General features: G+C 45.7%; 25 protein-coding genes. 4 read left to right on the forward strand and 21 right to left on the reverse strand.

The window, feature by feature from the left end:
- Position 1: 1 nt before the first annotated feature.
- The 12 genes from larB to CLOSA_RS23250 all read right to left on the reverse strand — a co-directional run bounded on the left by larB (position 2) and on the right by CLOSA_RS23250 (position 9,564).
- Positions 2-745: a nickel pincer cofactor biosynthesis protein LarB gene (larB, locus tag CLOSA_RS15305; RefSeq protein ID WP_013273672.1), complete on the reverse strand. Its 744-nt coding sequence runs from the start codon at positions 743-745 to the stop codon at positions 2-4.
- Between the two features lie 18 nt (positions 746-763).
- Positions 764-1,375, reverse strand: a complete 612-nt coding sequence (locus CLOSA_RS15310) for an ABC transporter ATP-binding protein (protein ID WP_013273673.1) — start codon at positions 1,373-1,375, stop codon at positions 764-766.
- A gap of 1 nt (position 1,376) precedes the next feature.
- On the reverse strand, positions 1,377-2,312 hold the full coding sequence (locus CLOSA_RS15315) for an ABC transporter ATP-binding protein (RefSeq protein WP_013273674.1): 936 nt from the start codon (positions 2,310-2,312) through the stop codon (positions 1,377-1,379).
- 11 nt (positions 2,313-2,323) lie between these two features.
- The gene (locus tag CLOSA_RS15320) at positions 2,324-3,148 is read right to left on the reverse strand and encodes an ABC transporter permease (protein WP_013273675.1); all 825 of its coding nucleotides are present in this window, start codon (positions 3,146-3,148) and stop codon (positions 2,324-2,326) included.
- Positions 3,145-4,155: an ABC transporter permease gene (locus tag CLOSA_RS15325; RefSeq protein WP_013273676.1), complete on the reverse strand. Its 1,011-nt coding sequence runs from the start codon at positions 4,153-4,155 to the stop codon at positions 3,145-3,147. The genes CLOSA_RS15320 and CLOSA_RS15325 overlap by 4 nt, the downstream gene beginning before the upstream one ends.
- Complete coding sequence (locus CLOSA_RS15330; RefSeq protein ID WP_013273677.1) at positions 4,152-5,798, reverse strand: ABC transporter substrate-binding protein; 1,647 nt, start codon at positions 5,796-5,798, stop codon at positions 4,152-4,154. Before CLOSA_RS15330 ends, CLOSA_RS15325 begins: the two co-directional genes overlap by 4 nt.
- 260 nt (positions 5,799-6,058) lie before the next feature.
- Positions 6,059-6,577 carry a GNAT family N-acetyltransferase gene (locus CLOSA_RS15335; RefSeq protein WP_013273678.1) on the reverse strand — a complete coding sequence of 173 codons (519 nt, stop codon included), beginning with the start codon at positions 6,575-6,577 and terminating at the stop codon, positions 6,059-6,061.
- A 16-nt stretch (positions 6,578-6,593) separates the two neighbouring features.
- Positions 6,594-6,773, reverse strand: a complete 180-nt coding sequence (locus tag CLOSA_RS15340; protein ID WP_013273679.1) for a hypothetical protein — start codon at positions 6,771-6,773, stop codon at positions 6,594-6,596.
- A gap of 95 nt (positions 6,774-6,868) precedes the next feature.
- Positions 6,869-7,537, reverse strand: coding sequence for an exonuclease domain-containing protein (locus tag CLOSA_RS15345; RefSeq protein ID WP_013273680.1), 669 nt, complete (start codon positions 7,535-7,537; stop codon positions 6,869-6,871).
- Between the two features lie 174 nt (positions 7,538-7,711).
- Positions 7,712-8,335: a biosynthetic peptidoglycan transglycosylase gene (locus tag CLOSA_RS15350; RefSeq protein WP_081443042.1), complete on the reverse strand. Its 624-nt coding sequence runs from the start codon at positions 8,333-8,335 to the stop codon at positions 7,712-7,714.
- A gap of 81 nt (positions 8,336-8,416) precedes the next feature.
- On the reverse strand, positions 8,417-9,325 hold the full coding sequence (locus CLOSA_RS22235; RefSeq protein WP_330362227.1) for an IS3 family transposase: 909 nt from the start codon (positions 9,323-9,325) through the stop codon (positions 8,417-8,419).
- Positions 9,286-9,564 carry a transposase gene (locus CLOSA_RS23250; protein ID WP_041708503.1) on the reverse strand — a complete coding sequence of 93 codons (279 nt, stop codon included), beginning with the start codon at positions 9,562-9,564 and terminating at the stop codon, positions 9,286-9,288. The genes CLOSA_RS22235 and CLOSA_RS23250 overlap by 40 nt, the downstream gene beginning before the upstream one ends.
- Positions 9,565-10,051: 487 nt before the next feature.
- Here CLOSA_RS23250 and CLOSA_RS15365 point away from each other — a divergent pair, with 487 nt between their 5' ends.
- Positions 10,052-10,939, forward strand: coding sequence for an aldose 1-epimerase family protein (locus CLOSA_RS15365; RefSeq protein WP_013273682.1), 888 nt, complete (start codon positions 10,052-10,054; stop codon positions 10,937-10,939).
- Positions 10,940-11,136: 197 nt separating this feature from the next.
- Here CLOSA_RS15365 and CLOSA_RS15370 read toward each other — a convergent pair whose 3' ends face one another.
- Complete coding sequence (locus CLOSA_RS15370; protein ID WP_013273683.1) at positions 11,137-11,658, reverse strand: LytR/AlgR family response regulator transcription factor; 522 nt, start codon at positions 11,656-11,658, stop codon at positions 11,137-11,139.
- Positions 11,659-11,840: 182 nt separating this feature from the next.
- Here CLOSA_RS15370 and CLOSA_RS15375 point away from each other — a divergent pair, with 182 nt between their 5' ends.
- Positions 11,841-12,053, forward strand: coding sequence for a hypothetical protein (locus tag CLOSA_RS15375; RefSeq protein ID WP_013273684.1), 213 nt, complete (start codon positions 11,841-11,843; stop codon positions 12,051-12,053).
- A gap of 65 nt (positions 12,054-12,118) precedes the next feature.
- Here CLOSA_RS15375 and CLOSA_RS15380 read toward each other — a convergent pair whose 3' ends face one another.
- The 3 genes from CLOSA_RS15380 to uxuA all read right to left on the reverse strand — a co-directional run bounded on the left by CLOSA_RS15380 (position 12,119) and on the right by uxuA (position 16,479).
- Positions 12,119-14,158 carry a methyl-accepting chemotaxis protein gene (locus tag CLOSA_RS15380; RefSeq protein WP_013273685.1) on the reverse strand — a complete coding sequence of 680 codons (2,040 nt, stop codon included), beginning with the start codon at positions 14,156-14,158 and terminating at the stop codon, positions 12,119-12,121.
- A 400-nt stretch (positions 14,159-14,558) separates the two neighbouring features.
- Positions 14,559-15,407, reverse strand: a complete 849-nt coding sequence (locus CLOSA_RS15390; RefSeq protein ID WP_013273686.1) for an SDR family oxidoreductase — start codon at positions 15,405-15,407, stop codon at positions 14,559-14,561.
- A 16-nt stretch (positions 15,408-15,423) separates the two neighbouring features.
- Positions 15,424-16,479 (reverse strand): mannonate dehydratase, encoded by a 1,056-nt coding sequence (uxuA, locus tag CLOSA_RS15395; protein WP_013273687.1) that lies wholly within the window; start codon positions 16,477-16,479, stop codon positions 15,424-15,426.
- Positions 16,480-16,654: 175 nt separating this feature from the next.
- Between uxuA and CLOSA_RS15400 the strand changes: the two genes are divergently transcribed.
- Complete coding sequence (locus tag CLOSA_RS15400) at positions 16,655-17,533, forward strand: AraC family transcriptional regulator (protein WP_013273688.1); 879 nt, start codon at positions 16,655-16,657, stop codon at positions 17,531-17,533.
- 12 nt (positions 17,534-17,545) lie between these two features.
- Here CLOSA_RS15400 and CLOSA_RS15405 read toward each other — a convergent pair whose 3' ends face one another.
- Together CLOSA_RS15405 and CLOSA_RS15410 are read right to left on the reverse strand one after the other, a co-directional pair.
- A complete protein-coding gene (locus tag CLOSA_RS15405; RefSeq protein ID WP_013273689.1) occupies positions 17,546-17,884 on the reverse strand; it encodes a branched-chain amino acid transporter permease in 339 nt (112 codons plus the stop codon).
- On the reverse strand, positions 17,881-18,588 hold the full coding sequence (locus CLOSA_RS15410; protein ID WP_013273690.1) for an AzlC family ABC transporter permease: 708 nt from the start codon (positions 18,586-18,588) through the stop codon (positions 17,881-17,883). The genes CLOSA_RS15405 and CLOSA_RS15410 overlap by 4 nt, the downstream gene beginning before the upstream one ends.
- 193 nt (positions 18,589-18,781) lie before the next feature.
- On the opposite strand from CLOSA_RS15410, the gene CLOSA_RS15415 reads away from it, so the two are divergent.
- Positions 18,782-19,690: a radical SAM protein gene (locus tag CLOSA_RS15415; RefSeq protein WP_013273691.1), complete on the forward strand. Its 909-nt coding sequence runs from the start codon at positions 18,782-18,784 to the stop codon at positions 19,688-19,690.
- A 699-nt stretch (positions 19,691-20,389) separates the two neighbouring features.
- Here the strand turns inward: CLOSA_RS15415 and CLOSA_RS15420 are convergent.
- The 3 genes from CLOSA_RS15420 to bilS form a co-directional block, all read right to left on the reverse strand.
- The gene (locus CLOSA_RS15420; RefSeq protein ID WP_013273692.1) at positions 20,390-22,579 is read right to left on the reverse strand and encodes a methyl-accepting chemotaxis protein; all 2,190 of its coding nucleotides are present in this window, start codon (positions 22,577-22,579) and stop codon (positions 20,390-20,392) included.
- A 127-nt stretch (positions 22,580-22,706) separates the two neighbouring features.
- Positions 22,707-24,584: an ATP-dependent zinc metalloprotease FtsH gene (gene ftsH, locus CLOSA_RS15425; RefSeq protein WP_013273693.1), complete on the reverse strand. Its 1,878-nt coding sequence runs from the start codon at positions 24,582-24,584 to the stop codon at positions 22,707-22,709.
- A gap of 23 nt (positions 24,585-24,607) precedes the next feature.
- Positions 24,608-25,111: a flavodoxin family protein BilS gene (gene bilS, locus CLOSA_RS15430; protein ID WP_013273694.1), complete on the reverse strand. Its 504-nt coding sequence runs from the start codon at positions 25,109-25,111 to the stop codon at positions 24,608-24,610.
- Positions 25,112-25,181 lie beyond the last annotated feature (70 nt).

Consider the following 25,181-nt stretch of genomic DNA (forward strand, 5'->3'; position numbering starts at 1 on the left):
GTTATCTCACCGCCAGTCGATTGATTTGTGTTGCAAGATACCCGGCCCCGTACCCATTATCAATATTTACAACAGAAATTCCATTGGCACAGGAATTCAGCATGGTAAGGAGAGCAGACAGGCCGTGAAAGCTGGCCCCATAGCCTACGGAGGTCGGAACCGCTATTACCGGACAGTCCGCCAGTCCGGCGATCACGGTTCCAAGGGCCCCTTCCATTCCTGCCACCGCAATAATGCAGTTGGCGTTTCTGATCCTTTCTCTCTGGGAAAGAAGGCGATGGATTCCGGCAACTCCCACATCATATATCCGGTCCGCCTGACAGCCGAAATATTCCGCAGTCTGTGCAGCCTCTTCTGCCACGGGTATGTCTGCCGTACCACCGGTACAGACTGCCACGCAGCCCTTTCTTTCCTTATCCGGCCGCTCTGCTTTCAGGATCCTGGATATGGGATCATAACAGACTTGAGGCACTACCGCCTTAACCAGCTCATACTGCTCCTTTGATGCCCTGGTTCCCAGCACCTCCCCATCTCTTTCATAGAATTTCCTGTAAATCTCCACCAGATACGGATCCGGCTTTCCCTGACAAAAAACCGTTTCTCCAAAGCCGGAACGAAGCGCCCTGTGGTGATCCAGCTTTGCATAGCCCAGATCTTCATAGGGAAGATCCTTTAACAGCCGTTCTGCATCTCTGACGTCCATTTCTCCTGATTTTACCAGATTCAGCATATCTCTAATATCCATGATCCCGATTCCTTCCTCTTATGGTGTCTCGTTTAAATCCAGTGTTCTCGTGCAAACCCGTTCTAATAGCCCCCTGGAATGGCTGACCACCAATAGTCCCATGCGGCGATTCTCTATTTCTCCCATGAGAAAATTCCAGATCTGGCTTTGGGTGATCAAATCCAGCATGGTGCTGATCTCATCCGCAAGGAGAAACCTGGTCCCCTGGCCCAGTGCCCTGGCAATGCAGAAACGCTGGAGTTCCCCTCCGGAAACCTCTGATGGGTACCGGTTGAGCCATTCCGGTTCAATGCCCAGCCCCTGGATGATCCGTTTTTCCACCCTGTCCCCCTCCTTTAAAACCTCTTTCAGCCTTAGCCTGGGGTTTACAGAGCTTTCCGGATGCTGCCAGATCATCTGGACAGGGCAATAGCCTTTATAGGAAGAAAGGGGCCTCCCGTCTAAAAGCACCTCTCCTTTGTCCGGTGTTTCATATCCGGCAAGGATCTTGCAGCAGGTGGTTTTGCCAAAACCACTGGGCGCAATTAGACCCAAACGGTCTCCGCTGTCCATATGCATGGTTAAATTGTTTAATATTTGAGTATTCCCATTATCATATCGAAATGATATGTTTTTCGCTTCCAGCCTCACTTTATTCCTCCTTTGCCTTTCGGCACCGGACCATTCCTCCCCGCAGGCCAACGTATTCTACTTCCTTTAAACAACCATCCTCCCGTATCTCACATCTGGGAGCATAGGGACAACCCGAAGGACGGTCCTTTAAATAAGGCTGGGTACCCGGTGCTGCCCAAAATCCATGGTCAGGCATTGCCTTGTAAAGAGCTTTTGAATATGGATGACGAAGACAGGTTTCCTCTTTAAAATCAGAGGCAGAAGCTTCCTCAACGCTGGTACCGGCATAGAAGACCACTATCCGGTCCGCAATTTCAAGAGCCAGTTCCAAATCATGGGTGATAAGAAGCACCCCCGCCCCTTCATCCGCCATTTCTCGGAAATGGGACAGCACCCGCTTCGCAGCCTCCAGATGCAGACCCGGTGTGGGTTCATCCGCGATGACCAGCCTTGGCTTTTCCATGACCGCTGTGGAAATCAGGATTCTCCTGGTCATTCCTCCCGACAATTCAAATGGATAACGCTTTTCCACACTTTCATCAAGCCCGTACCGCAGGAGGGTTTTAACGCTTTCTTCTCTGCTTTTTGGATCACACTTCCCTTTTCTGATCTGAGGTCCGGCTTTCATTAACGGATCCAGATAGGAAACGCTTTGGGGAACCAGAACGATCTCCCTGCCCCGCAGTTCCTCCATCCGTTTTTCCGTCAGCTTTTCTCCATAGTAGGATATTTCTCCGGTCCAGGATGCATTATAAGGAAGTATTCCCAGCACCCCATGGGCCAGCAGGCTTTTTCCTGATCCGCTGGAGCCCACGACTGCCACCAGTTCTCCTTCCTTCACTGTCAGGCTCACATCCTTAACGGCTAAAAGGGTGGTTCTTTGGATCCACCGCTCATATTGGGTAAATGATACTGACATGTGCTTTACCGACAAAACCGTTTTCTTCTCTTCCAATCCATTCCCTCCTACTGATGCACGAAGCCAGGGTCCATAAGCCTGCTCATCATTTCTCCTGTTAAATGAAACAGCAGTACAACAGCAACCAGAAACAATCCCGGAAAAAGGGCCAGCCACCATTTTCCCATGGTCAGATATTTCATGCTCTCTGACAGGATCACACCAATGGCCGGCTGCTCCGGAGAAAGCCCGAAGCCCAGAAACGTGATGCTGGCCTCATGAAGGATGGCATGGGGAAACAGCAGCACAAGCCCAACAAAAAGCTGAGGAAGCAAATGAGGGGTCATATGCTTAAGTGCCGTTTCAAATCCACCATGGCCCAGCTTACGGGCAATTTTTACGTACTGGCTTTCCTTAAGCTGGAGAACCTCACCACGGATTAATCTTGCAAGGGAAGTCCAGTGGGTCAGAGATATTCCCACCACAACCCCTTTAAAGCCTTTACCCAGGGCAAAGGAGATCAAAACCAGCAATAGGATGTGGGGGATTCCCATGACAAGGTCGATGAGTCCGATCACAACCCCATCCACCACCTTTCCCATAGAAGCAGCAAGAAGACCCAGAAAAAAAGCGGTCACCGTACTGACCGCGGCTGTAAGAAGGCCGATCCGGATGCTCATGGAAAGGCCTGTCATAGTCCGGGCGAACATATCCCTGCCCATCCAGTCCGTGCCAAAGGGATGAGTCAAGCAGGGAGGCATATTTTTCCTGGAAAAATCAGTGACCAGGGCCTCTGCTCTGTAAAACTGCCCGGCAGCGGTCACAGCTGTCAAAAGGCAAATAAAAATAACCAGGAGGCAGACCATGGTCTTTCGTCCGTTCCATTGCTTCATGTGCCTACCCTCCCTCTCCTCATTCTTGGATCCACCACACCGTACAATACGTTAGCAATAAAATTACCTGTAAATACAATGGAAGCACTGATTACCGTGATCCCAAGAAGCAAAGGCACATCACCGCCAAGACCGGCTGTTACAGCCGCCTGGCCAAGACCTGGATATGAAAACACCTGTTCCACCAGAACCGATCCACCGAAGATTTCACTGACCGAAGCAAGCTGAAGGGTCAGTGCGGGCAAAAGAACGTTTCTGATACCGTGGTGAAAAACGATTCTGCTTTTGGACTCTCCTCTTGCCTTTGCAAAAAGTACATAATCACTTTCCATGACCTGAATCATTTTCTCCCTGGTATGAAGAAGGATGCCGGACATTCCAGAAATGGTAAGGGTCAGGCAGGGCAAAATCCCATGGACCACCCGATCCTTTAAGGTAACCTCTGCCGCTTCCATGCCTATGGGAACACTTAACCCGATAGGAAGCACCTGAAGCCGGACGGCGAACACAATGAGGAACACCAGTGCCAGCCAAAAGGCCGGGGTACTGGCAGTAATGAGAGCATAAGCGGAAATCACCTTATCCACTGCTTTTCCCCTGTTTGCGCCGGCCAGGGTTCCCAGGGCAAAGCCAACTATCCCGGAAACCGCCCAGGAAATTGCCAACAGCCACAGGGAGTTTCTAAGCTTTACACCGATCACCTGGGAAACCGGCCGGCGATATAAAAGTGATGTACCCAGATCACCTCTGATAAAATCACCGGCCCAGGAAAGAAACCGTTCTGCGGGAGGCAGACCGGTCCCCCAGTACTGGGAAAGCTTTGCAATCTGCTCCTGGCTCATGGAGCCAAGAGCGGCCTGGCCAACATTGACCTTTAGAGGATCAATGGGAGAAACTGATACAAGAAAAAAGGCCGCTGCGCTTACCAGAAAAAGAAGGACAGCCATCCGCGCCAACTGTTTTACCAAAAAACAAAGGATCTTCCTTCCTGACCGGCCATCTTTCATGATCCCCATCTCCACTGATCCACATTATTTACAATCGACCAGCCATGCCCATGAGGATGAAGCTTCTGGTCCGCAACCTTCAATCCATCCCTTACCCAGTATAAATGATCGATATTTACAAGCCAGATCCAGGGAATATCCCCGCTCTGGATAATGCCGTTTTCTCCATCCCACTGGGCCTTTTTCCAAAGCTCATAGGATTTTTCCAGGTTGCTTTGCGCCAGGGCCTCATCCATGTACTGATCCACCTTTTCATTGGCATAAGGGGAATAAGCTGCAAGTCCCGTCTCCTTCATGGTATGGTAAATATTATAAAGCTCCATGGGAGTATGGGCTCCCCACCCCCAGATCAACGGCTGTGTCTGGGCTCTGTCATAGGCCGTATCCCAGCCGGCTCCTTCCATCTGTCCGTCAATTCCGATTTTTTTCAGCTGATTGATGGTATCCGCCGCAAGAGCCTGCCTTACAGAATCTCCTGCCGGATAAAGGAAATGAAGCTCCGCCCTTTTTCCATCCTTTTCCCTGATTCCATCTCCGCCTTTTTTCCAGCCTGCTTCTTCAAGCAGGGCCTCTGCTCCTTCCAAGTCGTACTCTGTCTTTGCAGAAGGCTCATACCATGGCATTTTATCACAGACACTGTAAGCAGGACTGCCGTATCCGTTCAGTACATGATCGATCATTTCTTCCCGGTCGATTCCCATATTAATGGCCCTTCTGACCCTTACATCGCTGGTAAAATCATTCCCAAGAGGTACCCCTGATTCCGATATGCTTCCAGAGGGTATCACCGGAAGGTTAAAGCCCCGGTTATCTACGGTCTTACAATCCAAAAGCCCATAGCCGGGAATAGTCAGATCCGAATAGGATGCGGCCGTGTAAGCTACATCCGCCTGTCCGGACCGGACTGCAGCCAGTGCCCCATCCTCTTCCATGAAAAGAACCGTAACTCGTTTCATCCTGGGAGCTTCCCCATAATAATCCGGGTTGGCTTCCAGGATCACCTGCTGCCCCCTGTCCCACTGCTTTAACAGGTACCTGCCGGAGCCAATGGGATGCTCCCCGTAATCCGGTCCATAGGCGTGTTCCGGTACGATTCCCACAATGGCCATGGTATAGGGCCATATGGAATAGGGATGCTTCATATGAAATAGTACCGTCGTATCATCCGGTGCCTCTGCCCGGTCCAGCATGGTGAAATCATTCACCGAGCTGGTATCTCTCAAGGTATTATAAGTAAATGCCACATCCTGTCCGGTCAGCTTTTCCCCATCCGTAAAAAATACATCATCCCGGATCTTTACGGTCCAGGTCAGGCCATCGCTGCTTGCCTGCATATCCGTTGCCAGATCATAGCCAATGTTTAAATCCTTATCCGTAATCGTAAGAGTACTTTGGATCAAAGGTTCATGGACATGTTCTCCGGCCCCCCAGCCATAAGCCGGATCAAATCCTGCCTCAGGCTCTGAGCTGACTCCCATTACCACCACGACCCTGTCCTTTTCGCCGTCACTGTCTGTTCCGGCTGCTTCAGTAGCTGTCCCGGTCTTCCCTGAGGCTTGGGTACTGTCCGCTTTTCCACAGCCATTCAAAACAACGGCAGTCATCAAAACAGCCGCTGCAATCCCCCATTTCCGCTTCATCATACGATATCCTCCTCCATAATTGGTCCTGCCAGACCCGGTATTATCCGCCCCTGGCACATTTTTTAAAATAAAAACAGATACCAGAAACAGTCATACGTATTCCTTGGGAATACCTATACCTTCCTGGTATCTGTCTTTATTTATTCTGATATTTTATGCTTCCTGCCAGTGGTGACTTCTGTCAGCCGTTAAAAAAAGTATACGGAATATTCCATCAAACGTCAACGTTTTTTTAGCAAACGTTTGCAGGTTAAGGTATTTTATAACAGTTCCTTATATAAAATATCCCTTAAATATCCGCCGTACTTCTCTTTGGTCAGGACAACCTGGTAGCCCTGCTTTATCATGTTGTTCTTGCTGAATTTGTTTTCCGGATGAACCGTACACATGAGATACCGGTACCCATGGTTCCTAAGCTCTTCCTCCGCAATCTTCATCAGCGTGTGCTGAAGACCATTTCCCCGGTATTTTGGAAGAATGGCCACAGACTCCATATGGGCCACCCTTCCCAGCTCTTCTTCGGCCATTCCTATGTCCCAGCCAAGATTTTCTTCCCCTTTTCCCGGAAGGGATGCAATCAATACCCCTGCCAGGGCGTTGGTCTCCATTTCAAATGCCTTATAGCCGATACCATTTCCCTCCTGCAGGGTATGGCAGGTATATTCCGAATCATCAGCAACAAACCAGTCCTTCCTCTCAATTTGCCGCCACACGGATTGGATTACATCAGCCATGATCTGATAATCCTCGTGGACTGCCCTTTCAATTAAAAAATTCATTTTCTGGTTCTTCCTCTCAAATAACTGCGTCCGGAAGTTCTGCCGGCTCCCAATTCACCCAGTGAAGAACCTGTACCTTTTCCCGGGGCACTTCCATATCCGGCAAGGCATCCCCGCCATGGAACCAGCTATATGCGCCGGCGCAAAGCAAAATCATGATCAGGCAGAATGCGATCAGCATGATCCTATTATACAATTTTTTATCCTCCACACCGTTTCCCCTTTCTTTCACTATAGAATCAGTCTATGCTTCCAATACCGGATAAAGTCAGGTATTCTACTGCTTTTCCCTTAAACATTCCTGGTAAAACGGCACTGGGGGAAATTGGAGCAGCCATAAAATTCTCCGAATTTTCCGCTGCGCCGTTTAAGCACACTGCCGCATTGAGGACAAATCTCAGCTTCTTCCTTATGAACCAGCTTTCCCATCTGTTCATAGCATTTCTGGTTCATAACACAATCAGAAAGAGCCCGGTGAGCCCCCTCTGTATTAATGTGAAAATAAGCCGAAATATCCGTCAGGCGGTGGCGGCCAAGCTGGGGCAAGGTGGTCTTTGCCATGAAAAGGGTATCCACATAATCATTGGGCACCTCTTTCCCAAAAAGCTCCTGCGCTGCCCGGTAAAGGAAAAGCAGATCAAAGGACTGGATATTATGGCCCACCAGAATTTCTCCTTCAATAAAGGAAAGAAAATCAGGCAGCACTTCTTTTAATCCAGGCGCTGCTTTAACCATGTCATCTGTGATCCCGTTGATCCTGGTCGCTCCTGCCGGAATATGAGTGCCCGGATTAACCAGGGTATTTAACTCAGCCACCGGTTCATGTCCCTTTACCTTGATCGCGGAAATCTCAAGGATGGAATCCTCTGCCGGGCTGATGCCTGTTGTCTCAAGATCAAATACCACGTAATTCTCTGCATATTGGTTCAAACGTCTGCCTGTAAACTGTCTGACAGCCATAGGTTCCTCCATTCATTTGTATAAAAACAAAATATATGTAACAACTTCATTATACCCTCTGCGCTTCCATTCTTCAAGCAAAAATCAAATACCTCACTGCTGGTTGCAGGGGATCTCCCATGGGCGGCTGCCAAGTCAGGCAACCCTGACCCTGGCCCGCTGCCTGCAGGAAAATCATTGAAAGGCTACCATTTGCTCCGCAACAGTCTCCGCTTCTTCTGCAGAAAAATATCCGCATTCCTCCATTCTCCGAAGAACCTTCATCTGCCGTTTCTCCGCAAGGGCCTGGTTTTTGGACGGTGCGTATTTGGAAGGGGCGTTAGGAACTCCGGCTAAAAGTGTACTTTCATATTCTGACATTTCATCCGGAGTCTTTTTAAAGTACCCCGCACTGGCATCGCCGACGCTGTAATATCCATCTCCAAAATAAATGCAGTTTACATACAGCTCAAAAATTTCCTCCTTGGTATAGTTCTTCTCTAAATCAAAGGCCATGAATACCTCGGCCGCCTTTCTGGCGATGTCCTTATCCTGGTCAAAATACAGGTTCTTGGCAAGCTGCTGGGTTATGGTACTTCCCCCCTCCACAAGCTTACCCGCCCTGATATCGTTAGTAACGGCCCTGGCTATGGCGATCAGATCGATTCCATGATGACGGTAAAATCGGTGATCCTCAACTGAAACGACTGCATTCACATAAATCTGGGGCAGGTTTTTGTATTCCGTATAGCCTTCCTTATCCCGAACAGCTTCCACACGTTCCTGGAGTCCGGCTTCCGAAAGGGCATTCCGGTACATTTCATATCCCTTATATGCCACAGTGAATCCGGCCAAAAGGTGGACCTATGTCAATACTTTAGACACAAAAAGTCGAATCTTTTATGCAACACCTAACGCCTCATCTTCTTTTTGTTGTGGAGTCATAAAATCGATGCTGCTATGAATCCTAATTCTATTATACCAGGACTCTATATATTCAAAGATAGCCCTATTAGCTTCATTGAAATCGCGATATGTATGTCTATAAATTTCTTCTTTTTTTAATGTTGCATGAAATGATTCAATACATGCATTATCATATGGATTACCTTTATGACTAAAGGAATGAATCATTTTTTTAGAGTTTATATAGTTTTCAAATAGTTGGCTCGTGTACTGAACCCCTAAGTCACTGTGAAGTATGATTCCTTTGGTATTTTTAACATTTAAACAGGCATTTTCTACAGCTTTTTTAGCTAACTCCGCAGTTATTTCTTTTCCGTACGCATAACCTATAATCTTACGTGTATACAGATCCATAACAGAAGCCAAATAAGTCCAGCCTTCTTTTAAAACATGGATGTATGTTATATCTGTACACCATTTTTGGTTAATTGTATCAGCCTCAAAATGTCTGTTAAGAATATTTTCTTTTTCTGGGATGTTATTTTTACTTGAGTGATGGTTATATTTTTTGACCACTACTGAGCGTAGGCCATTTTTCACCATATGCCTTTGAACTCTTTTAATACTGCATTTAGTACCTGCATCTGATAGAACTCTTTGTAGTTTAATTGCTCCATAACGTTGCTTGTATTTATTGAATTGATAAATAACTTTTTTGCTAAATTCTTCATATTCAAGCTGCTTATTTGAGGGCACACTAACTAAAGCCTTATAGTATGTACTTCTTGGAAACTTCAAGGCATTACATAATTGCTTAACTGTATATAAATGTAGATTTGAATTGATAAAAGTAACGTATTCCTCTATAGATTTTTGGCGAATATGGCGGTAGCTTTTTTTAATATTTCATTTTCAATTTCAAGGTTACGTATTTTCTTTTGAAGAGCCTTATACTCTTTCATAGAGATTGTTTCTGAATCAGAAACTTTAATTGGTGAGAGATTTTTAACCCACCCTACAATAGTGGATTTAGAAACGCCATATTCTTGTTCTAATTGAGGATATGAATAATTACCAGTGTTATATAAGTCAACTAATTGTTGCTTAAATTCTGGTGTATATGATTTTTGACTTCTAGCCATGCCAAACAACTCCTTTATCTTATTGATTTTATTATAGGTTGTTCGACTTTTCGTGTCTACAGTTATATACTAACACCAAGGCACACGGTCATCAGTAACAAAACAATTCTTCTTATAAACGTTCCAATTTTCATAGATTCACTGCCTCCTTATCGTTATATATATGTTATGGTTCTGAATAAATTGTATCATAGAGTTCCTTTAAAAACAGGAATAATTCCTTATATTTCCCTAAAGGTTTCGGACATGTTCTGACAAATCTCTTACCAATTCTTACAAATTAATGAAAGGATGGAAAAATCTCCATTCTATAAGCATCCGGCAATTATTCCCCTTTGAGGGAAATTGCTGTTTTTTTATCAAACCCATGGAACTTTTTAATTTTATTTAGTATACTTATCATAAAGCAAGCCTTATCCTTTAGAGGACTGCCAGGAAGACTGTGAAAGGACAAAAACAACCGAATAAAGAAACGAGGTAAATGAAAATGCTGGTAACACTACACGATACCAAAGCAACGGCTGTCATCGATTCCATCGGTGCCCAGCTTCTATCATTCAAAGATTCTGCCGGTACAGAATACATATGGCAGAGAGATCCTGAGTTTTGGAGCAAATGCTCTCCTCTTCTTTTCCCCATTGTTGGAAACTGCCGGAATAACCAGACCCGTCTGGAAGGCCGGACGTGGGAAATACCCAAGCATGGCTTTTGCCGGGAAGCTGATTTTGCCGTTACCCAGCAGGCAAAAACTTCTGCGGCCTTTGAAATCCGGGATACGGAAGAAACAAAAAGGTTTTATCCATACTCCTTCCGCTTAAGCCTCTCCTATACGCTTATTGACGGAAGCTTATATATGGAATACCAGGTTTTCAATACGGAGGAAAGGACCATCTATTATTGTCTGGGGGCTCATCCGGGCTTTAACTGCCCCATGGAGAATGGTGCTTCATTGGAAGATTATGACCTGGTGTTTGAAAAAGAAGAAACCATATCCAGCATGGTATACGACTGTAAGAATCTGGAATTTAATCCTGGCAACAGGATCAGCAGGCTAAAGGAAAGCCGCATCCTTTCTCTGAACCGGGAACTATTTAAGGATGACGCCGTCTATTTTGATGACCTTAAATCCAGAGCAGTTTCTATTATAAACAGAAATACCGGTCGAGGCGTAGAGGTTTCCTTTCCAGGCTTTGAAACCGTGGCCTTCTGGTCACCTTATCCGGGAGAAGCGCCTTTTGTCTGCGTGGAGCCCTGGAATGGTTCCGCAATCTATGCTACGGAAGATGACGAATTTATTCATAAGAACCATGTACAGACCTTAAAACCAGGAAAGGCAAAAAGCTACGGCCTTTCCATAAAAATTCTCAACGAATAAGGAAACAGGCAGCGAATCGGCTGATTTTCGCTGCCTGCCCTGAATTTACAGAATATGAAGAATTTTTCAGATGTGATTTGCCGACCTTTGAAACAGAATTTTAACTCTTTGGATTGGGATAACAATACCATGAACTTCCGGTCAAAACAACCCGCTTTGCTTATTTTAATGGAATTGTTGCGCTATTCTATATATTTCTACAAGGACAAACAATTTTCCTTTAAAAATTCCCTGTACCTATTTTCAAATTTCTTTCTCCTTCCGTCGTTTACATACAAAACCTCACCGTTTTGCATTTCAACCGCCTCTCCCCTTACACTCCTAACATAATGCATATTTATAATGTTATGCCTGTTAATCCTGACGAAACGGTCTTTGGGCAGCTTTTCCTCCTCTTCATCAAGCCTTGCGCGGATCCGCATCCGGCCGCTGCCTGCTACCACACTGGTTTTTCTGTAATAAGATTCCAGATAAAGGATATCCCTGATATCCAGGATCGCGGACTGTCCGTTAAAGAAAACAGGATATTTTGTCGGATGCAAGCTGCTGTTCCCTTTTGGATAAATCACAATCATATCATATACGGAACACCCTAATGTGGTAAAATGTCCCTCTTTAATCGAAAAATAGTCTACCTTTAACCGGCTGTTCCAGGTGCCGGGATAGACATATTCTAATCCCTGTGTCTGTTTTTCATTGGTAAAAAAGGCAATTCTCATATTCAGATCCCCCTGTATCTATTCTTAACTTGCGGATGATAAAGTCCCGCATCCTATAAAACGATTTCCACGAAAGCTTATAACGCAAAAACAAAAGAGAACCTGAAGGCAGCGAATAATTACGTTGTTTTTCCTCAAACTAAATAATAGAATCCTAAAAACTGCCGGAAGGAGAATACGAAATGAAATCAGAAAATAAAAATGAGAACCAAAAGAAGAAGACGGAATCAACCACCTCCAAGAATAATTATGACATTGACATCCAGGCCTGCTCTACCATGGATTGCACCGGACTTATTCCCTCAGCTCCCCAATCTGAGGCTGAGCTGGAATCATACGAAGACCTTTATCCTTTCATGCCTCATTCAAAGAACGTAGATAAGGACTCCAGGTAAGGCTGAAAAAATGGCAAAAAAATAAGAAGGCCTCTTAAACGGCCTTCTTATTCTCTATTCTGCTTTTAACGAAGCCGGAATTTACTCATTAATTCCCGCAGGCTCTCCGCCTGGCTGGAAAGTTCTTCACTGGCCGCAGCACTTTCCTCTGCGGTAGCGGAGTTGTTCTGGACTACGGAAGAAATCTGCTCGATTCCATAGGTTACCTGGGTCACCTTTTCGCTTTGCTCCTTCAATTCCTCTGCAGAGTTACGGATGGCGGAAACCATGCTTTTGGTCTCGGAAAGAACACCATTCAAGGTTTCCCCTGTAGACGCTGCAATACCAGTTCCTTTGTTAACGGCTGCTATGGTATCTGCAACCAGGCTGGAGGTATCCTTTGCCGCGTTGGCACTCTTACCGGCAAGATTGCGGACCTCATCTGCAACAACTGCAAAGCCTTTCCCGGCCTCGCCTGCCCTGGCTGCTTCCACAGCCGCATTCAATGCAAGAATATTGGTCTGGAATGCTATATCTTCAATAAGCTTATTGACCTTTTCAATTTCCTTGGATTTTTTGTTGATCTGATCCATGGACTGCATCATCTCATGCATTTGGGCATTGCCGCTTTCCATGGCCTGACCGACCCGTCCCGCCTGCTTATTCACATCTTCCACTGCCTTTGCAGTGCTTATCAGGCTGCCTGATATCTCGTTTACTGAGGAAGATAATTCTTCTACTGAAGCTGCCTGTTCTACGGACCCCTGGCTTAGATTCTGGGCTCCCTGGGACACCTGGGTACTGCCCTTAGCCACTTCATCGGCAGAAATGCTGATGGTTTCCATAGTCTTTGAAAGCAGATCCTCTGTCCTGTCAATGGAATCCTGGATCACCTTAAAATCTCCCTGGAACTCCATCCCAACAGATTGGCTGAAATCTCCGGATGCGATATTTCCCAGTACAGATGCAATCTCAGAGATGTAGGATTTTACGCTGTGCACGGAACTTGCGATCTCATCAGCAAGCTGGCCGATCTCATCTCTACGCTTAACGACCGGAACCTCACTTGACAAGTCTCCTTCCGTAAAAAGCTTCATTCTAGCTGCAATGGCTGACACAGGACCTGCAATGGACCCTGCAAACCAAAATGCAAGAATACTGCCAATTACCACTGATACAAGAGCAAAAGCGGTCATGGCGAAAACTACTAAATAGATGGAAGAGGTGGTTTCCTTCACAGATGCTACCACACCCAGGGCCCAGCCGTCACTGCCTGTTACCGGACTGTAATAGCAAAAACGGTCTTCTCCATTGTATTCATATCTGCCGATTCCCGTTTTTCCGTTCAGCATGGTCTGAAACATGTTGCCGGCGGAAGCGTAGGATTTATCCGTTTTTCCCAACTCAATAAAGTTTTGGCGGCTCTGAACCAGCTCCGGTGTCATACTGGCAATCATGGTTCCTGTATTATCAATGATAAAGGCATTTCCGCTCTCTCCGATCCGCAGGTCACTGATCAGACTGCTTAAAACAGCACCGTCATAAGTTCCAAGAAGAACTCCATACTCATAAGGAGCAGCAACCCGGATCACCAGCTCATTATTGTTATCAAATTCCGTGGTGGATATGGTGGTTTCTCCATTCATGGCCCTTGTCAAATAATCTGCGGCCGGGTATACGTCGCCGATATTCTCTCCGCTTGCACTGCGGGTAATGGTACCATCCTTGTTAATTACCTGAAGGTCTTTATATCCATAAAGCTTGCACTGGTTAGAAAGGTATTCCGTTACGACCCTGGAATTTATGGATTTTAAGCTTCCGCCCTGGGAACTGGCCTCAATGCTCACCTTCATCTGATTCAGATTCTGCACGACCAGGCTGTTTACTAGTTTTCCCGTTGATTCCAGATCGTTTTTTACAACATCTGTAATTCCTTTGTAACTGACCGAAATACTGATTGCCATGTTGGTCACAGCCAGTCCCAAAATAATTGCGATAATGAATGCCAGCATCTTCATCTTCAGTGATTTCAGGAATTGACTTTTGTTTCCTTTTTTCTCCAGCTTCACTCTTTTCGCCGTCAGTAACGCTTTCAGGTTTCGTTTCTTTTCCCCCGATGTCTTCATTGCCTTATGCTCCTCGTCTTTGGTAAATGTAAACCATAACACTTTGTTTATGATTTTTTTCATTATACAATATTTTGTAACCATTTGTCAACGCATCCAGAAAATGGCAGAAATATTTGTCGAAATTTCTCTAAAAAGTGATTTTAGTTGGATGTCATGTCTTTTTTCCACTGCTGTCAAATCATGGACAGAAAGAAAAACAGCCTCTTCCTGATCCGGCCGCCGGCCGGACTCCTGTGGAAAAGGCTGATATTCTATAACTGTTTTCATTCGCCGTTTGCGCCTACGGGCAGGCTCGTCCTCGCTCTCTTTCGCTCATTATAGGATGAACGCAAGCGTTCTTCATCGACATTCGCCGTTCGCGCCTACGGGCAGGCTCGTCTCCGCTCTCTATCGCTCATTACACTCCGGAATAAGCGGAAAATCCTCCGTCAATAGGCAGTACCACGCCGGTGATAAAGCCTGCTGCCTCATTATTTAAGAAAAATAACAGGGCGCCGTTTAATTCCTCGGCTTCTCCAAAACGTCCCATAGGAGTTGCAGACAGGATCTTGTTGGTTCTTGGTGTAGGAGTACCATCTTCATTAAATAGAAGCTTTTCATTCTGCTTGGTTACAAAGAAACCAGGCGCTATTGCATTTACCCGGATGCCTACCCTGGAAAAATGAACGGCCAGCCACTGGGTAAAGTTGCTGATCGCTGCTTTTGCGCCGCTGTATGCCGGGATCTTTGTAAGAGGGGTGAATGCATTCATGGAAGAAATATTTAATATGCTGCAGCCCTCTCTGCCGATCATGTCCTTGGCAAAGATCTGGCATGGAAGCAAAGTCCCTAGGAAATTCAAGTTGAAAACGAATTCAACGCCAGACGGATCCAGGTCAAAAAAGGACTTTGTATCTGCCTCAATATCTCCCATTTCAAAATATTCTTTATCCGTATTGGCTCTTGCATTATTGCCACCTGCTCCGTTGATCAGGATATCGCAGGGACCAAGCTCTGCCAAAACCTTTGCATGGACCTCTTCAAGACTTGCCCGTTCCAGGACATTGACCTTATAAGCCTTTGCCATCTGGCCCGCTTCATGAATGGAGGCTGCAACTTCCTCTGCCGCATGTTCGTTTAGATCAAGGACCGCCACCTTTGCACCGGCTTTTGCAAGTGTTTTTGCAAACATGCCGCATAATACACCGCCTGCTCCTGTTACGACTGCTACCTTGCCGCTTAAATCCGTTCCAAATGATAATGACATATGATTCCCCTCTTTCCTATTTGCTCATTTTTTCAATGGCTTCCCAAAGACCGTTTAAATAGGTGGCGCCAAGCGCCCGGTCATAAAGTCCGTAACCGGCCCGGCCTGTTTCTCCCCAGATCATGCGGCCGTGGTCCGGACGCATATAACCATCAAAGCCATTGTCATGAAGAGCCTTTAAGATTGCAAACATATCCAGGGAACCGCATGATGACAAATGAGCCCGTTCTTCAAAGCCCTGGTTGTTCTCCAAAACAGCCACATTTCTTGCATGAACAAAGTGGATCCGTCCCATGGCAGCATATTTGGCTGCCATCTTCACTACGTCATTTTGATTGGAGCAGCCTAAGGAACCGGTACAAAGAGTAATTCCGTTGTGCTTGTCATCCACAAGCGTTAAGAAACGGTCTAAATTCTCCTCGCAGGTAATGATTCTAGGAAGACCAAAAATGCTCCAGCAGGGATCATCCTCATGGATTGCCATGTTTACGCCGCATTCTGCCGCAACCGGTATGATGGCTTCCAGGAAATATTTTAAATGATCCCAAAGATCATCCTCTGACATGGCATTGTACTCGCTGACCACCTGCTTTAACTCATCCCTTGTATAACTGGAATCCCAGCCGGGAAGTGTCAGATCGCTTTCGCTTTCCAGAGGATTCACCTTGTCCACCTGTTCCTGATAATAAACCAGAGATGTGGAGCCGTCCTCCAGTACATGATCAAGCTGGGTTCTGGTCCAGTCAAACACCGGCATGAAGTTATAACAGATGCACTTAATGCCTGCCTCCGACACCCGTCTGATGTTTTCGCAGTAATTAGCAATGTACCTATCTCTGGAAGACTTTCCTAATTTAATGTCCTCATGGACCGGAATGCTTTCAATCACTTCAAAAGCCAGCCCTGCCTTCTCTGTCTCCTTTTTTAAGTGAGCAATGCTTTCCCTGCTCCACACCTCTCCCACAGGGACATCATAAACAGCCGTTACAATGGAATACATACCCGGAATCTGGCGGATGTCCTGTAAGGTTACCTTGTCATCGTCTCCATACCATCTGAATGATAATTTCATAAAATACCTCCTTAGCAATCCAATCATAGGGGTTTCTTTTCCTGTCTTATGGGTTCAGTATATACAAAACGAAACCTCTTTACCATGGATTTAATTGCCGTTCACATTGCAAAACTTGCGGTCATGCCCTATAATACCAATTAGACATGAGCAAAACAGGAAAGGGGATTATGAAATGAGAAAAGAACTGTCCACCGGCTTTAACCAGAGGCAGTATATGAACTCAGGTGAATATGAAGTGTTTTTTTATAAGGATCTGGATCTGGATCATGTGGTGGATCATAGCCACTCCTATTATGAAGTCTATTTTTTCTTAAATGGAGATGTGTCCTATGAGGTGGAAGGAACCCAATATCGATTGCAGTACGGAGATTATCTGCTCATCCCTCCTGAGGTGAAGCACCATCCGGTTTTCCATTCAACCGGAAAAACCTACCAGCGCATAGTCCTCTGGATCAGCCGGAACTATTTTGAAACCATGTGTTCCTGGTCAGAGGACTTCTCTTACAGTTTCCGCTATGTGCAGGAAAGCAGGCATTCCCATTTCCGCACGGATTTTGTTACTTTCCAGAATATCCAGGGCCGTTTGCTGGATTTATTGGAAGAGATCCATGGAAATAAGGCATTCCATATGCTGAATGCCGAGCTGCAGATCCATTCCTTTATGCTACTGTTAAACAGGATTACTTATGACATGCTCCATAAAGTCCCGGCCGCTTATGAAAATGCGCTATATCTGAATATTTGTGATTATATTAATAACCATCTGGAGGAAAATCTCTCCCTGGACCATCTGGCTTCCTTTTTCTATGCCAGTAAATATCACATTTCCCATGTATTTAAGGACAATATGGGGATTTCCCTTCATCAGTACATCATTAAAAAACGCCTTCAGGCAAGCAAAAACGGAATACTTTCCGGGATTCCCTTTGGAGAGCTGTACCACCAGTATGGATTTTCCGATTATACCAGCTTTTACCGGGCCTTTAAAAAAGAATTCGGCCTGTCTCCCAAAGAATTCCGGGAGCAGGCCGTGCTGCCAAAAGGTTATTGATCGGTTGCCTTTTTACGAATGAAACACTCCCTGAATAAGCACCATGTAAAGAGCGGTTCCAACGCCAATGCTCAACAGGGGATTCCCCTTCCGCAGATGAAGCCAGGCAATGGCTGCAATGGAGATAATCTCCGGAAGTCCGTGTGGGTATAAAAGAAGCTTAATTCCTCTTAAGCAGTAAACCACCAAAAGTCCTATGGTTGCATAGGGCAGCGTCTGCCCCAGATAGAGGATGTACCTGGGGGTCTTTTTCCCCGCCGGAAACAGAATGAAGGGAAGAAAACGGGTGATGACGGTTGCCAGCACCATGGCTGCTGCAAGAAGGATGTTGGCTGTTAAATTCTGATTCATGACTGTTCCTCCTTTTTCTTTTCCCTGTAATATCCTGCTGTAATAACGGTCAATATTAAGATCATGGCAGGTATGATGAAAACGCTCTGGCCAAGGACTGCCACGCAAAGAACAGAAGCCCCCACGCCTACGCAGGCGGCAGGGCGTCCCTTTCCTGATTTCCACTGGTCAATAAAAATCACCACAAAAAGAGCCGTCAGGGCAAAATCCATTCCCGCCGTATTAAAGCGTATCATGCTCCCGGCTAAGGCTCCGATCACAGCCCCTGTTACCCAGTAAATCTGATCCAGGATGGAAACAAAAAAATACACCCAGTCTTTTGGAAGTCCTTCCGGCACCTCTTCATTGCACAATACGGAAAACGTTTCATCTGTCAGGGCAAATACCAGATAGGGCTTCAGCTTTCCCGCAGCCTTATATTTGTCCAGCATGGAAAGCCCGTAAAACAAATGTCTGGCATTGAGCATCAAGGACATAAAAAAAGCGTACCACGGATTCACTGCTGCCGCAAAAAACGTGATTCCAAGATACTGCAGGCTGCCTGCATAAACAAACACACTGATGAGAAGAGCCCACCAGATCCCGTTTCCGTTGACATTCATTAGTATTCCGTATGCTGCTCCTAAAACCAGATAACCTGCCATAACAGGCATTGTTTTAGGAAATGCATAGCGGAGTGCCGCCATTTTTTTCGTTTCTCTCATCCTCATCGTTCCTTTATGTATCATCTTTATCTTGCATTTTTTCTGCGTATTGTTTACTATATTAATGCACAAAAGTTACTTTGTCAACGTTAAGAAAACATCCGACAGTTACTTATTAATCTGGCAGCCGTCCAAGGAACAGGCTGGTATATCCGTCCGGCCCGTTGCAAGTAAAAAATCAGGAGTTAATCATATGAATCTTACCCATATCTATGAATCCTGCTGTCTCTGTCCCAGAAACTGCAGGGTCAACCGCTATGCAAACACCGGGTATTGTGGATGCGGCCATACTGTAAAAGCCGCACGTGCCGCTCTCCACCACTGGGAGGAGCCATGCATCAGCGGCACCAGGGGGAGCGGTACCGTCTTTTTCTCCGGCTGTACACTTGGCTGCTGTTTTTGCCAGAACTATTCCATCAGCCAGGAGAATTTTGGAAGAGAAATTACAAGCAAGGAGCTTTCCCATATCTTTTTAAGGCTTCAGGAGAAAGGGGCCCATAACATTAACCTGGTCACTGCCACCCAGTATCTTCCTTCCATCCTGGAAGCCCTGGATCTTATAAAATCCAGTCTATTCATCCCCGTGGTCTATAATTGCGGGGGATATGAATCGGAAGAAATCGTAAAGGAACTGTCCTCCTATGTCGATATCTGGCTTCCTGATTTAAAATATTTCAGCACGGAGCTTTCCTCCCGCTACAGTAAGGCGCCCGGCTATTTTGAAGCGGCCTCTAAAGCTATTAAACAAATGATCCTCCAGACAGGAGCCCCCCAGTTTGACTCCCATGGTGATATTATGAAAAAAGGCGTCATCATACGCCATATGGTGCTTCCGGGTGCAAAAGAAGATTCCATCCGTCTTCTTCACTGGATGAAGGAAACACTGCCGGAGGGAATGTATTACATCAGCCTTATGAGCCAATATACTCCATTCTATAAAAGCGGAAACTTTCCGGAAATCAACCGGAGAATTACTTCATATGAATATGGGAAAGTGGTGGATGAAGCCATCCGACTTGGGTTGGATCAGGGTTTTATGCAGGAAAAAAGCAGCGCAAAGGAAGAATACACGCCGCCCTTTGATTTGGAAGGAATTGAATGATAAAACACAGATAGAAACGGATACCGATGAAAAAACTACAATCGATACCCGTTTCTATATTATCTCATCCAATGGTCTTAATACCTCGTTTCTCTCATGTTTACTTCCTTGTACATGGTACATATCATTCACATGATCTATATTAATTTTTCCGCTCCCCGTTGTTATACACCAGATTCATGAACTTCTATCATTCCTTACTGTTTTCTCTCTTACGGTGTTACAAAATTTTCTTTGTTCCACGTTTGGAATCTCATACAGTTAATCCGGCCATGAATACAATCAATTCCTCTCATCACTTTTCATGAGCTCTCCTTCGATAGGTTTTTAACATCGGCAGATTGGTTTTCCTTTTGCTTCATTTTTTCATGAATGAAGCCAGACTTCTCTTTCTGGTGGAGTGTACCTCCTTTCGTTGGATTTGGTTATCTTTTGTATTTCTTTTTGTTATGACTTTATTATAGCGTACAAGCTTTATGTTGTCAATACTTTTTCAATGTTTTCATTTCATTATTTGTTAATTTTCAAATTGTATATAATTATTTAGATTTTATATTCATTTATATCGTATTGTAATAAAATTTATTTTTAAATTCTATCGGAATCTTATATATTTTTACCATTCCTAAGCAAAAAACAGAGCTAAGACATCTGCTTCTCAACTCTGTTTTCACTGTATATATTAATTTGAATACCTTTTCAGCTCTCTCTCAGACGGAAGCTTAGTACCAGTTCACGCAGAAGCTGGGCCTGCTGGGATAATTCCTCGCTGGAGGCCGCGCTCTCTTCTGCTGCTGCTGCATTGTTCTGTACTACGGAGGAGATCCTTCCAAGCTCCTTTGTCACCTCTTCCACTGATTTTGCTTCCTGGGCTGCTATTGCCGAAATGGAATCTACGGAGTCAACTGCCAGGGCGGAGTCCTCCAGTACCTTCATCATGGATTGTACGGTTTCAGCCAGTATCTCATTGCCCTTTTCCACCGCATTTATGGAATCCCTGATTAAGGCTGTGGTGTTTTTTGCTGCTTCTGAGCTTTTAGCCGCCAGATTCCGTACCTCACCGGCAACCACTGCAAATCCCCTTCCGGATTCCCCTGCCCTGGCTGCCTCAATTGCCGCATTTAAAGCAAGTATATTGGTCTGAAACGCAATATCTTCAATTACCTTTATGATCTTTCCAATCTCTCCGGAGGAAGCATGAATCTCATTCATGGCATTGGAAAGGTTCTGCATGGACATATCACAGCTTACCACCTCAGTTCCGGTCTGCTGCACCTGCATAGAAACCTCGCCTGCCTTATCTGCCAAACGTTTCACCTTATCCGCTACCTGGCTGATGGATCCGGACAGCATGTCAACAGTCTTTTCCTGCTCCTCTGCACCGTTTGCCAGAAGCTGGGAACCGCTTGCAACCTGTCCGGAGCTTACGGCAACCTGGGAGGCCGCCTGATTGACATCATTCATAACTGCATTTAAATTCTTGACAATCTGCTTGACCGCTGCTTCAAGCTGGGAAAAATCTCCCTTAAGACCCAGCTCCACGTCAAAATCCAGATGGTTGTCCGCAACCTCCTTTAAAGCAAAGGATATCCGGTCAATGACCTCTTTTAAATTTACCGTCATTCGTTCAAAGGAAGACGCTACAAGACCAATTTCGTCATTGGATTCCACATCAACACAGACGTCCAGATTTCCTTCCGCGATCTTCCCGGCAGCCGTTACGATCTTAAGGATGGGTTTTAACTGCCTTGTTATGACAACGGTTATAATGAATAGAATAACAACCATGGCAATGATGGAAATCACGGCCATTAAGGAAGACATCCGGTTTGCTTCCCGGTTCATATCTCCGGCTTCCACCGCTGTGACGGAATACCAGTTGGACCCTTTTAGCTGGATCGGTTCAAAGAAATAATATGTATCCCCTTTTTTTCCTGCATCTACGGTATAAAAGTCAGAACCTGACGAGATTCCTGAAGTTATTTCTTCCTTGCACGATTTGCTGTTTACAAAATCAGAAACACCGGTACCCACAAGCCCGCTGCCTGTGCTTTCTGAAATAATGGTACCTGATTCATTTAAAATAAAGGTCTGCATGCTGGGATAGGAAGAACCAGCCGTCTTTATCTGGCTGAACCGGTCCAGCCCAACATCCACTGCAACCACGCACAGCACTCTGTCGTTAACAATCACAGGCATTGCCATGGTAATGATCATCATCCCATTTGATTCATAGGGGAGCGTAATGACCTGAGCCTTTTGTTCCATCGCCTTTACAAAGTAATCTGCAGTAGAATAATCCTCATAAAGACCGCAGTCCCTAACCGTTCCATCCTTGCCTGCATACAATCCGTAGCTTCTGGCCGCCGAACTCATGGCATACTGCTCAAACAGGATGCCGACCCCTACAATATCCTGGGAATAGAGAACAGAGGACTTTATAGTGGTCAGCATGTAGTCCTCCATCTTCATGCCATAGCTGTCCAGGGTAACACTGTCAAATATCTGGCTCTTATAAAGAGGCTCGGCCGATGGGCCTGATTTGATTCTCAGCCCCTGGAGAACCTTTCTGTTAGCAGCAGAATTCTCCAGATAATAAGTAATATTCTCTGAAACCTGACTTGCCTCATCCAGCGTCTGCTGGATCACTTTTCCATTCTCAGATGCCAGAGTTTTTAACTCCCTGAAAGCAGACTGTTTCATGACACTTTTTGTCATTCTTGAGGTAATCCCAATTAAAGCTGCAAAAACCACCACCAGCAAAATCCCTGCGATACATGCAATCCTGGTTGAAAGATGGTGTTTCCCTATCCCCATCTTCGTCAGCCATGATGTTCCCTTGTATCCTGAATCACGATTCCTCCATTTTCTGAAAATCTGTTCCTTCATCGCATAATCCCCCTCTGTTGTTACAAGCTTTATGGGAATTATACCATAATTTACCAAAATGTAAAACGATATTTCAGCATTTTTTGGAACATATTTACAATTAATTATGAATTACTTACAGCACCCGTCAGCTCTCTTGAGCTTCCGCTAAATCAAATCCGGCGATCTTCATAAACTCTTCCCCTGTAATGGTTTCCCGTTCCAGAAGATATTTCGCAATCTCATGAAGCCTGGTTTCATTGTCCTTTAGTATATTCAGAGCTTTCTGATGCTGCTCCTTTACGATTCTGATCACAGCGTCATCAATCCGCTTCGCGGTTTCCGGGGAACAGGCAAGCGTGGTGTCTCCGCCCAGATACTGGTTGGTCACAGTTTCAAGAGCCACCATGTCAAATTCGTCGCTCATGCCGTAACGGGTTACCATAGCCCTGGCGATTCTGGTAGCCTGTTCAATGTCATTGGCAGCTCCGCTGGTAACCGTTTGAAATATCAGCTCTTCTGCCGCCCTTCCTCCAGTAAAGGTAGCGATCTTGCTTAATGCAGCCTCCTTTGTCAGAAGATAACGTTCTTCCTCATCCACCTGCATGGTATAGCCAAGCGCACCGGATGTTCTTGGGATAATGGTGATCTTATGGACCGGAGCCGAATGGTTCTGACATGCAGCCACCAGAGCGTGCCCAACCTCGTGATAAGCAATGATCTTCCTTTCCCTGCTGCTGACAGAAGAGTCCTTTTTCTGGTATCCGGCAATCACGACCTCCACGCTTTCTTCCAGGTCTCTCTGGGTCACAGTCTTCCTGCCCATGCGGACTGCCCGAAGGGCCGCCTCATTGATAATATTGGCAAGCTCCGCTCCACTGGATCCGGCAGTGGCAAGAGCCACTCCGTGAAAATCCACATCATCGGACAGTTTCACATTTTTGCCGTGAACCTTTAATATGGCCTCCCGCCCGATTAAGTCGGGAAGCTCCACAGGTATCCTGCGGTCAAAACGGCCCGGTCTTAAAAGTGCCTTATCCAGGGAATCCGGACGGTTGGTGGCTGCCAGTATCACAACCCCTTTTCTTCCGTCAAACCCATCCATTTCAGCCAAAAGCTGGTTTAAGGTCTGCTCTCTCTCATCATTTCCGGTAAAGCCGCCCCCATCTCGTTTCTTTCCTATGGTATCAATTTCATCGATGAACACAATACAGGGAGCTTTCTCACCGGCCTGCTTAAATAAGTCCCTGACCTTTGCAGCACCCATACCAACAAACATTTCCACAAATTCCGAACCGGATATGGAGAAAAACGGTACATGGGCTTCCCCGGCCACCGCCTTGGCAAGCAGTGTCTTACCGGTTCCCGGAGGGCCTACCAGCAAGGCACCCTTGGGTAGAGACGCTCCGATATCTGCATACTTCTGTGGATTATGAAGGAAATCCACGATCTCCTTTAACGCTTCCTTTGCCTCCTCCTGTCCGGCTACATCCCGGAAGGTTTTTCCTGTTTCAGATTCCGCATAGATTTTGGGATTTGATTTTCCAAAGGTCATGGCATTGCCGCCGCCCATCTTCTTTTGCATCTGCCCGGATAAAAAATTTCCCAGGAATACAAAGATCAGAATGGGAATGATCCAGGTAAGCAGAAAGGAAAGCAGGGGAGACATCTGCTTCACAATGGCCTTTTCAAAGGAAACGTTATGGGCAAGGAGCCGTTCCGTCAGGGTTTCATCGGGCCATAACCCGGTCTTATACACATCGTACACAGGCTTGCCTTCCCAATCCTTTTTACCGGTGTCGGATTTAAACTGGATCTCGGTTTCCGTCTTTGCCACCGCCTGTACCTTCCCCTGGTCAACCATTTCCAGAAATGTACTGTATGGAACCTCGTTAACGGTTTTTGACTGCAGCCATGGAACCGTCATAGCATTGAACACAATCATGACTAACAATACGATTGCGTAATAATATATAAATGGTCTTTTCGGATTTTTCTGTGAATTACCGTCATCTTTCAAACCCATAAAACTCCTCCTTTTTTCTTCCGTTACTCCTTGAGTACCGATTTCACGAATTCCTCCGCGTCTTTAAAATCCTGTTGGTTGGGATGAAGCATGCCATCCTCATATGCAGATATTAAGGTCCTGATCTGGGGAGTATCATGAATTGCCTGCATCTGCCTGTACTTTTCAAGGATCTGGGGAGCCATCTTTCCTCCGCACAAAAAGCATCCTAGATATTCGTTATCATCCGGCAGAAAAACAGCAACCTGCTTTTCCACCTGCTTATAATATTCTTTGTTTCCGGAAAGCCCGCAAGTTCCGAACAGGGCCACCCGTTTGCCATGTAAATCGGAAAGAAAGTCAAGCACTTCTGTTTTGCAGGTTCCCCGGTTGTTCCAGAACCCTACAAAATACGTATCTGCTTCTTCTCCGTGAAGCTCCTCCAGGCTGACAATATCCTTAGATTTTCCGGGAAGCGTTTCAAAAATTCTCATGGCAACCTTCTGGGTATTTCCGGTATTACTTGTATACACAACCAAATAGTCCATACATTCAGCCTCCTATGACATTAAAATATACCAAACCGGATTATTTATCAATAGATTGCGGGAAATGTTA

Origin of the sequence: [Clostridium] saccharolyticum WM1 (assembly GCF_000144625.1) — a bacterium.
Lineage (GTDB): Bacteria > Bacillota > Clostridia > Lachnospirales > Lachnospiraceae > Lacrimispora > Lacrimispora saccharolytica.

What these genes read in the sequence shown, in the direction of transcription:
- larB (WP_013273672.1), bottom strand. Translation starts at nt 745, where the DNA reads ATGGATATTAGAGATATGCTGAATCTGGTAAAATCAGGAGAAATGGAC.
- CLOSA_RS15320 (WP_013273675.1), bottom strand. Translation starts at nt 3,148, where the DNA reads ATGAAGCAATGGAACGGACGAAAGACCATGGTCTGCCTCCTGGTTATT.
- CLOSA_RS15325 (WP_013273676.1), bottom strand. Translation starts at nt 4,155, where the DNA reads ATGAAAGATGGCCGGTCAGGAAGGAAGATCCTTTGTTTTTTGGTAAAA.
- CLOSA_RS15330 (WP_013273677.1), bottom strand. Translation starts at nt 5,798, where the DNA reads ATGATGAAGCGGAAATGGGGGATTGCAGCGGCTGTTTTGATGACTGCC.
- CLOSA_RS15335 (WP_013273678.1), bottom strand. Translation starts at nt 6,577, where the DNA reads ATGAATTTTTTAATTGAAAGGGCAGTCCACGAGGATTATCAGATCATG.
- CLOSA_RS15345 (WP_013273680.1), bottom strand. Translation starts at nt 7,537, where the DNA reads ATGGCTGTCAGACAGTTTACAGGCAGACGTTTGAACCAATATGCAGAG.
- CLOSA_RS15350 (WP_081443042.1), bottom strand. Translation starts at nt 8,335, where the DNA reads ATGTACCGGAATGCCCTTTCGGAAGCCGGACTCCAGGAACGTGTGGAA.
- CLOSA_RS23250 (WP_041708503.1), bottom strand. Translation starts at nt 9,564, where the DNA reads ATGGCTAGAAGTCAAAAATCATATACACCAGAATTTAAGCAACAATTA.
- CLOSA_RS15365 (WP_013273682.1), top strand. Translation starts at nt 10,052, where the DNA reads ATGCTGGTAACACTACACGATACCAAAGCAACGGCTGTCATCGATTCC.
- CLOSA_RS15370 (WP_013273683.1), bottom strand. Translation starts at nt 11,658, where the DNA reads ATGAGAATTGCCTTTTTTACCAATGAAAAACAGACACAGGGATTAGAA.
- CLOSA_RS15375 (WP_013273684.1), top strand. Translation starts at nt 11,841, where the DNA reads ATGAAATCAGAAAATAAAAATGAGAACCAAAAGAAGAAGACGGAATCA.
- CLOSA_RS15380 (WP_013273685.1), bottom strand. Translation starts at nt 14,158, where the DNA reads ATGAAGACATCGGGGGAAAAGAAACGAAACCTGAAAGCGTTACTGACG.
- CLOSA_RS15390 (WP_013273686.1), bottom strand. Translation starts at nt 15,407, where the DNA reads ATGTCATTATCATTTGGAACGGATTTAAGCGGCAAGGTAGCAGTCGTA.
- uxuA (WP_013273687.1), bottom strand. Translation starts at nt 16,479, where the DNA reads ATGAAATTATCATTCAGATGGTATGGAGACGATGACAAGGTAACCTTA.
- CLOSA_RS15400 (WP_013273688.1), top strand. Translation starts at nt 16,655, where the DNA reads ATGAGAAAAGAACTGTCCACCGGCTTTAACCAGAGGCAGTATATGAAC.
- CLOSA_RS15405 (WP_013273689.1), bottom strand. Translation starts at nt 17,884, where the DNA reads ATGAATCAGAATTTAACAGCCAACATCCTTCTTGCAGCAGCCATGGTG.
- CLOSA_RS15410 (WP_013273690.1), bottom strand. Translation starts at nt 18,588, where the DNA reads ATGAGAGAAACGAAAAAAATGGCGGCACTCCGCTATGCATTTCCTAAA.
- CLOSA_RS15415 (WP_013273691.1), top strand. Translation starts at nt 18,782, where the DNA reads ATGAATCTTACCCATATCTATGAATCCTGCTGTCTCTGTCCCAGAAAC.
- CLOSA_RS15420 (WP_013273692.1), bottom strand. Translation starts at nt 22,579, where the DNA reads ATGAAGGAACAGATTTTCAGAAAATGGAGGAATCGTGATTCAGGATAC.
- ftsH (WP_013273693.1), bottom strand. Translation starts at nt 24,584, where the DNA reads ATGGGTTTGAAAGATGACGGTAATTCACAGAAAAATCCGAAAAGACCA.
- bilS (WP_013273694.1), bottom strand. Translation starts at nt 25,111, where the DNA reads ATGGACTATTTGGTTGTGTATACAAGTAATACCGGAAATACCCAGAAG.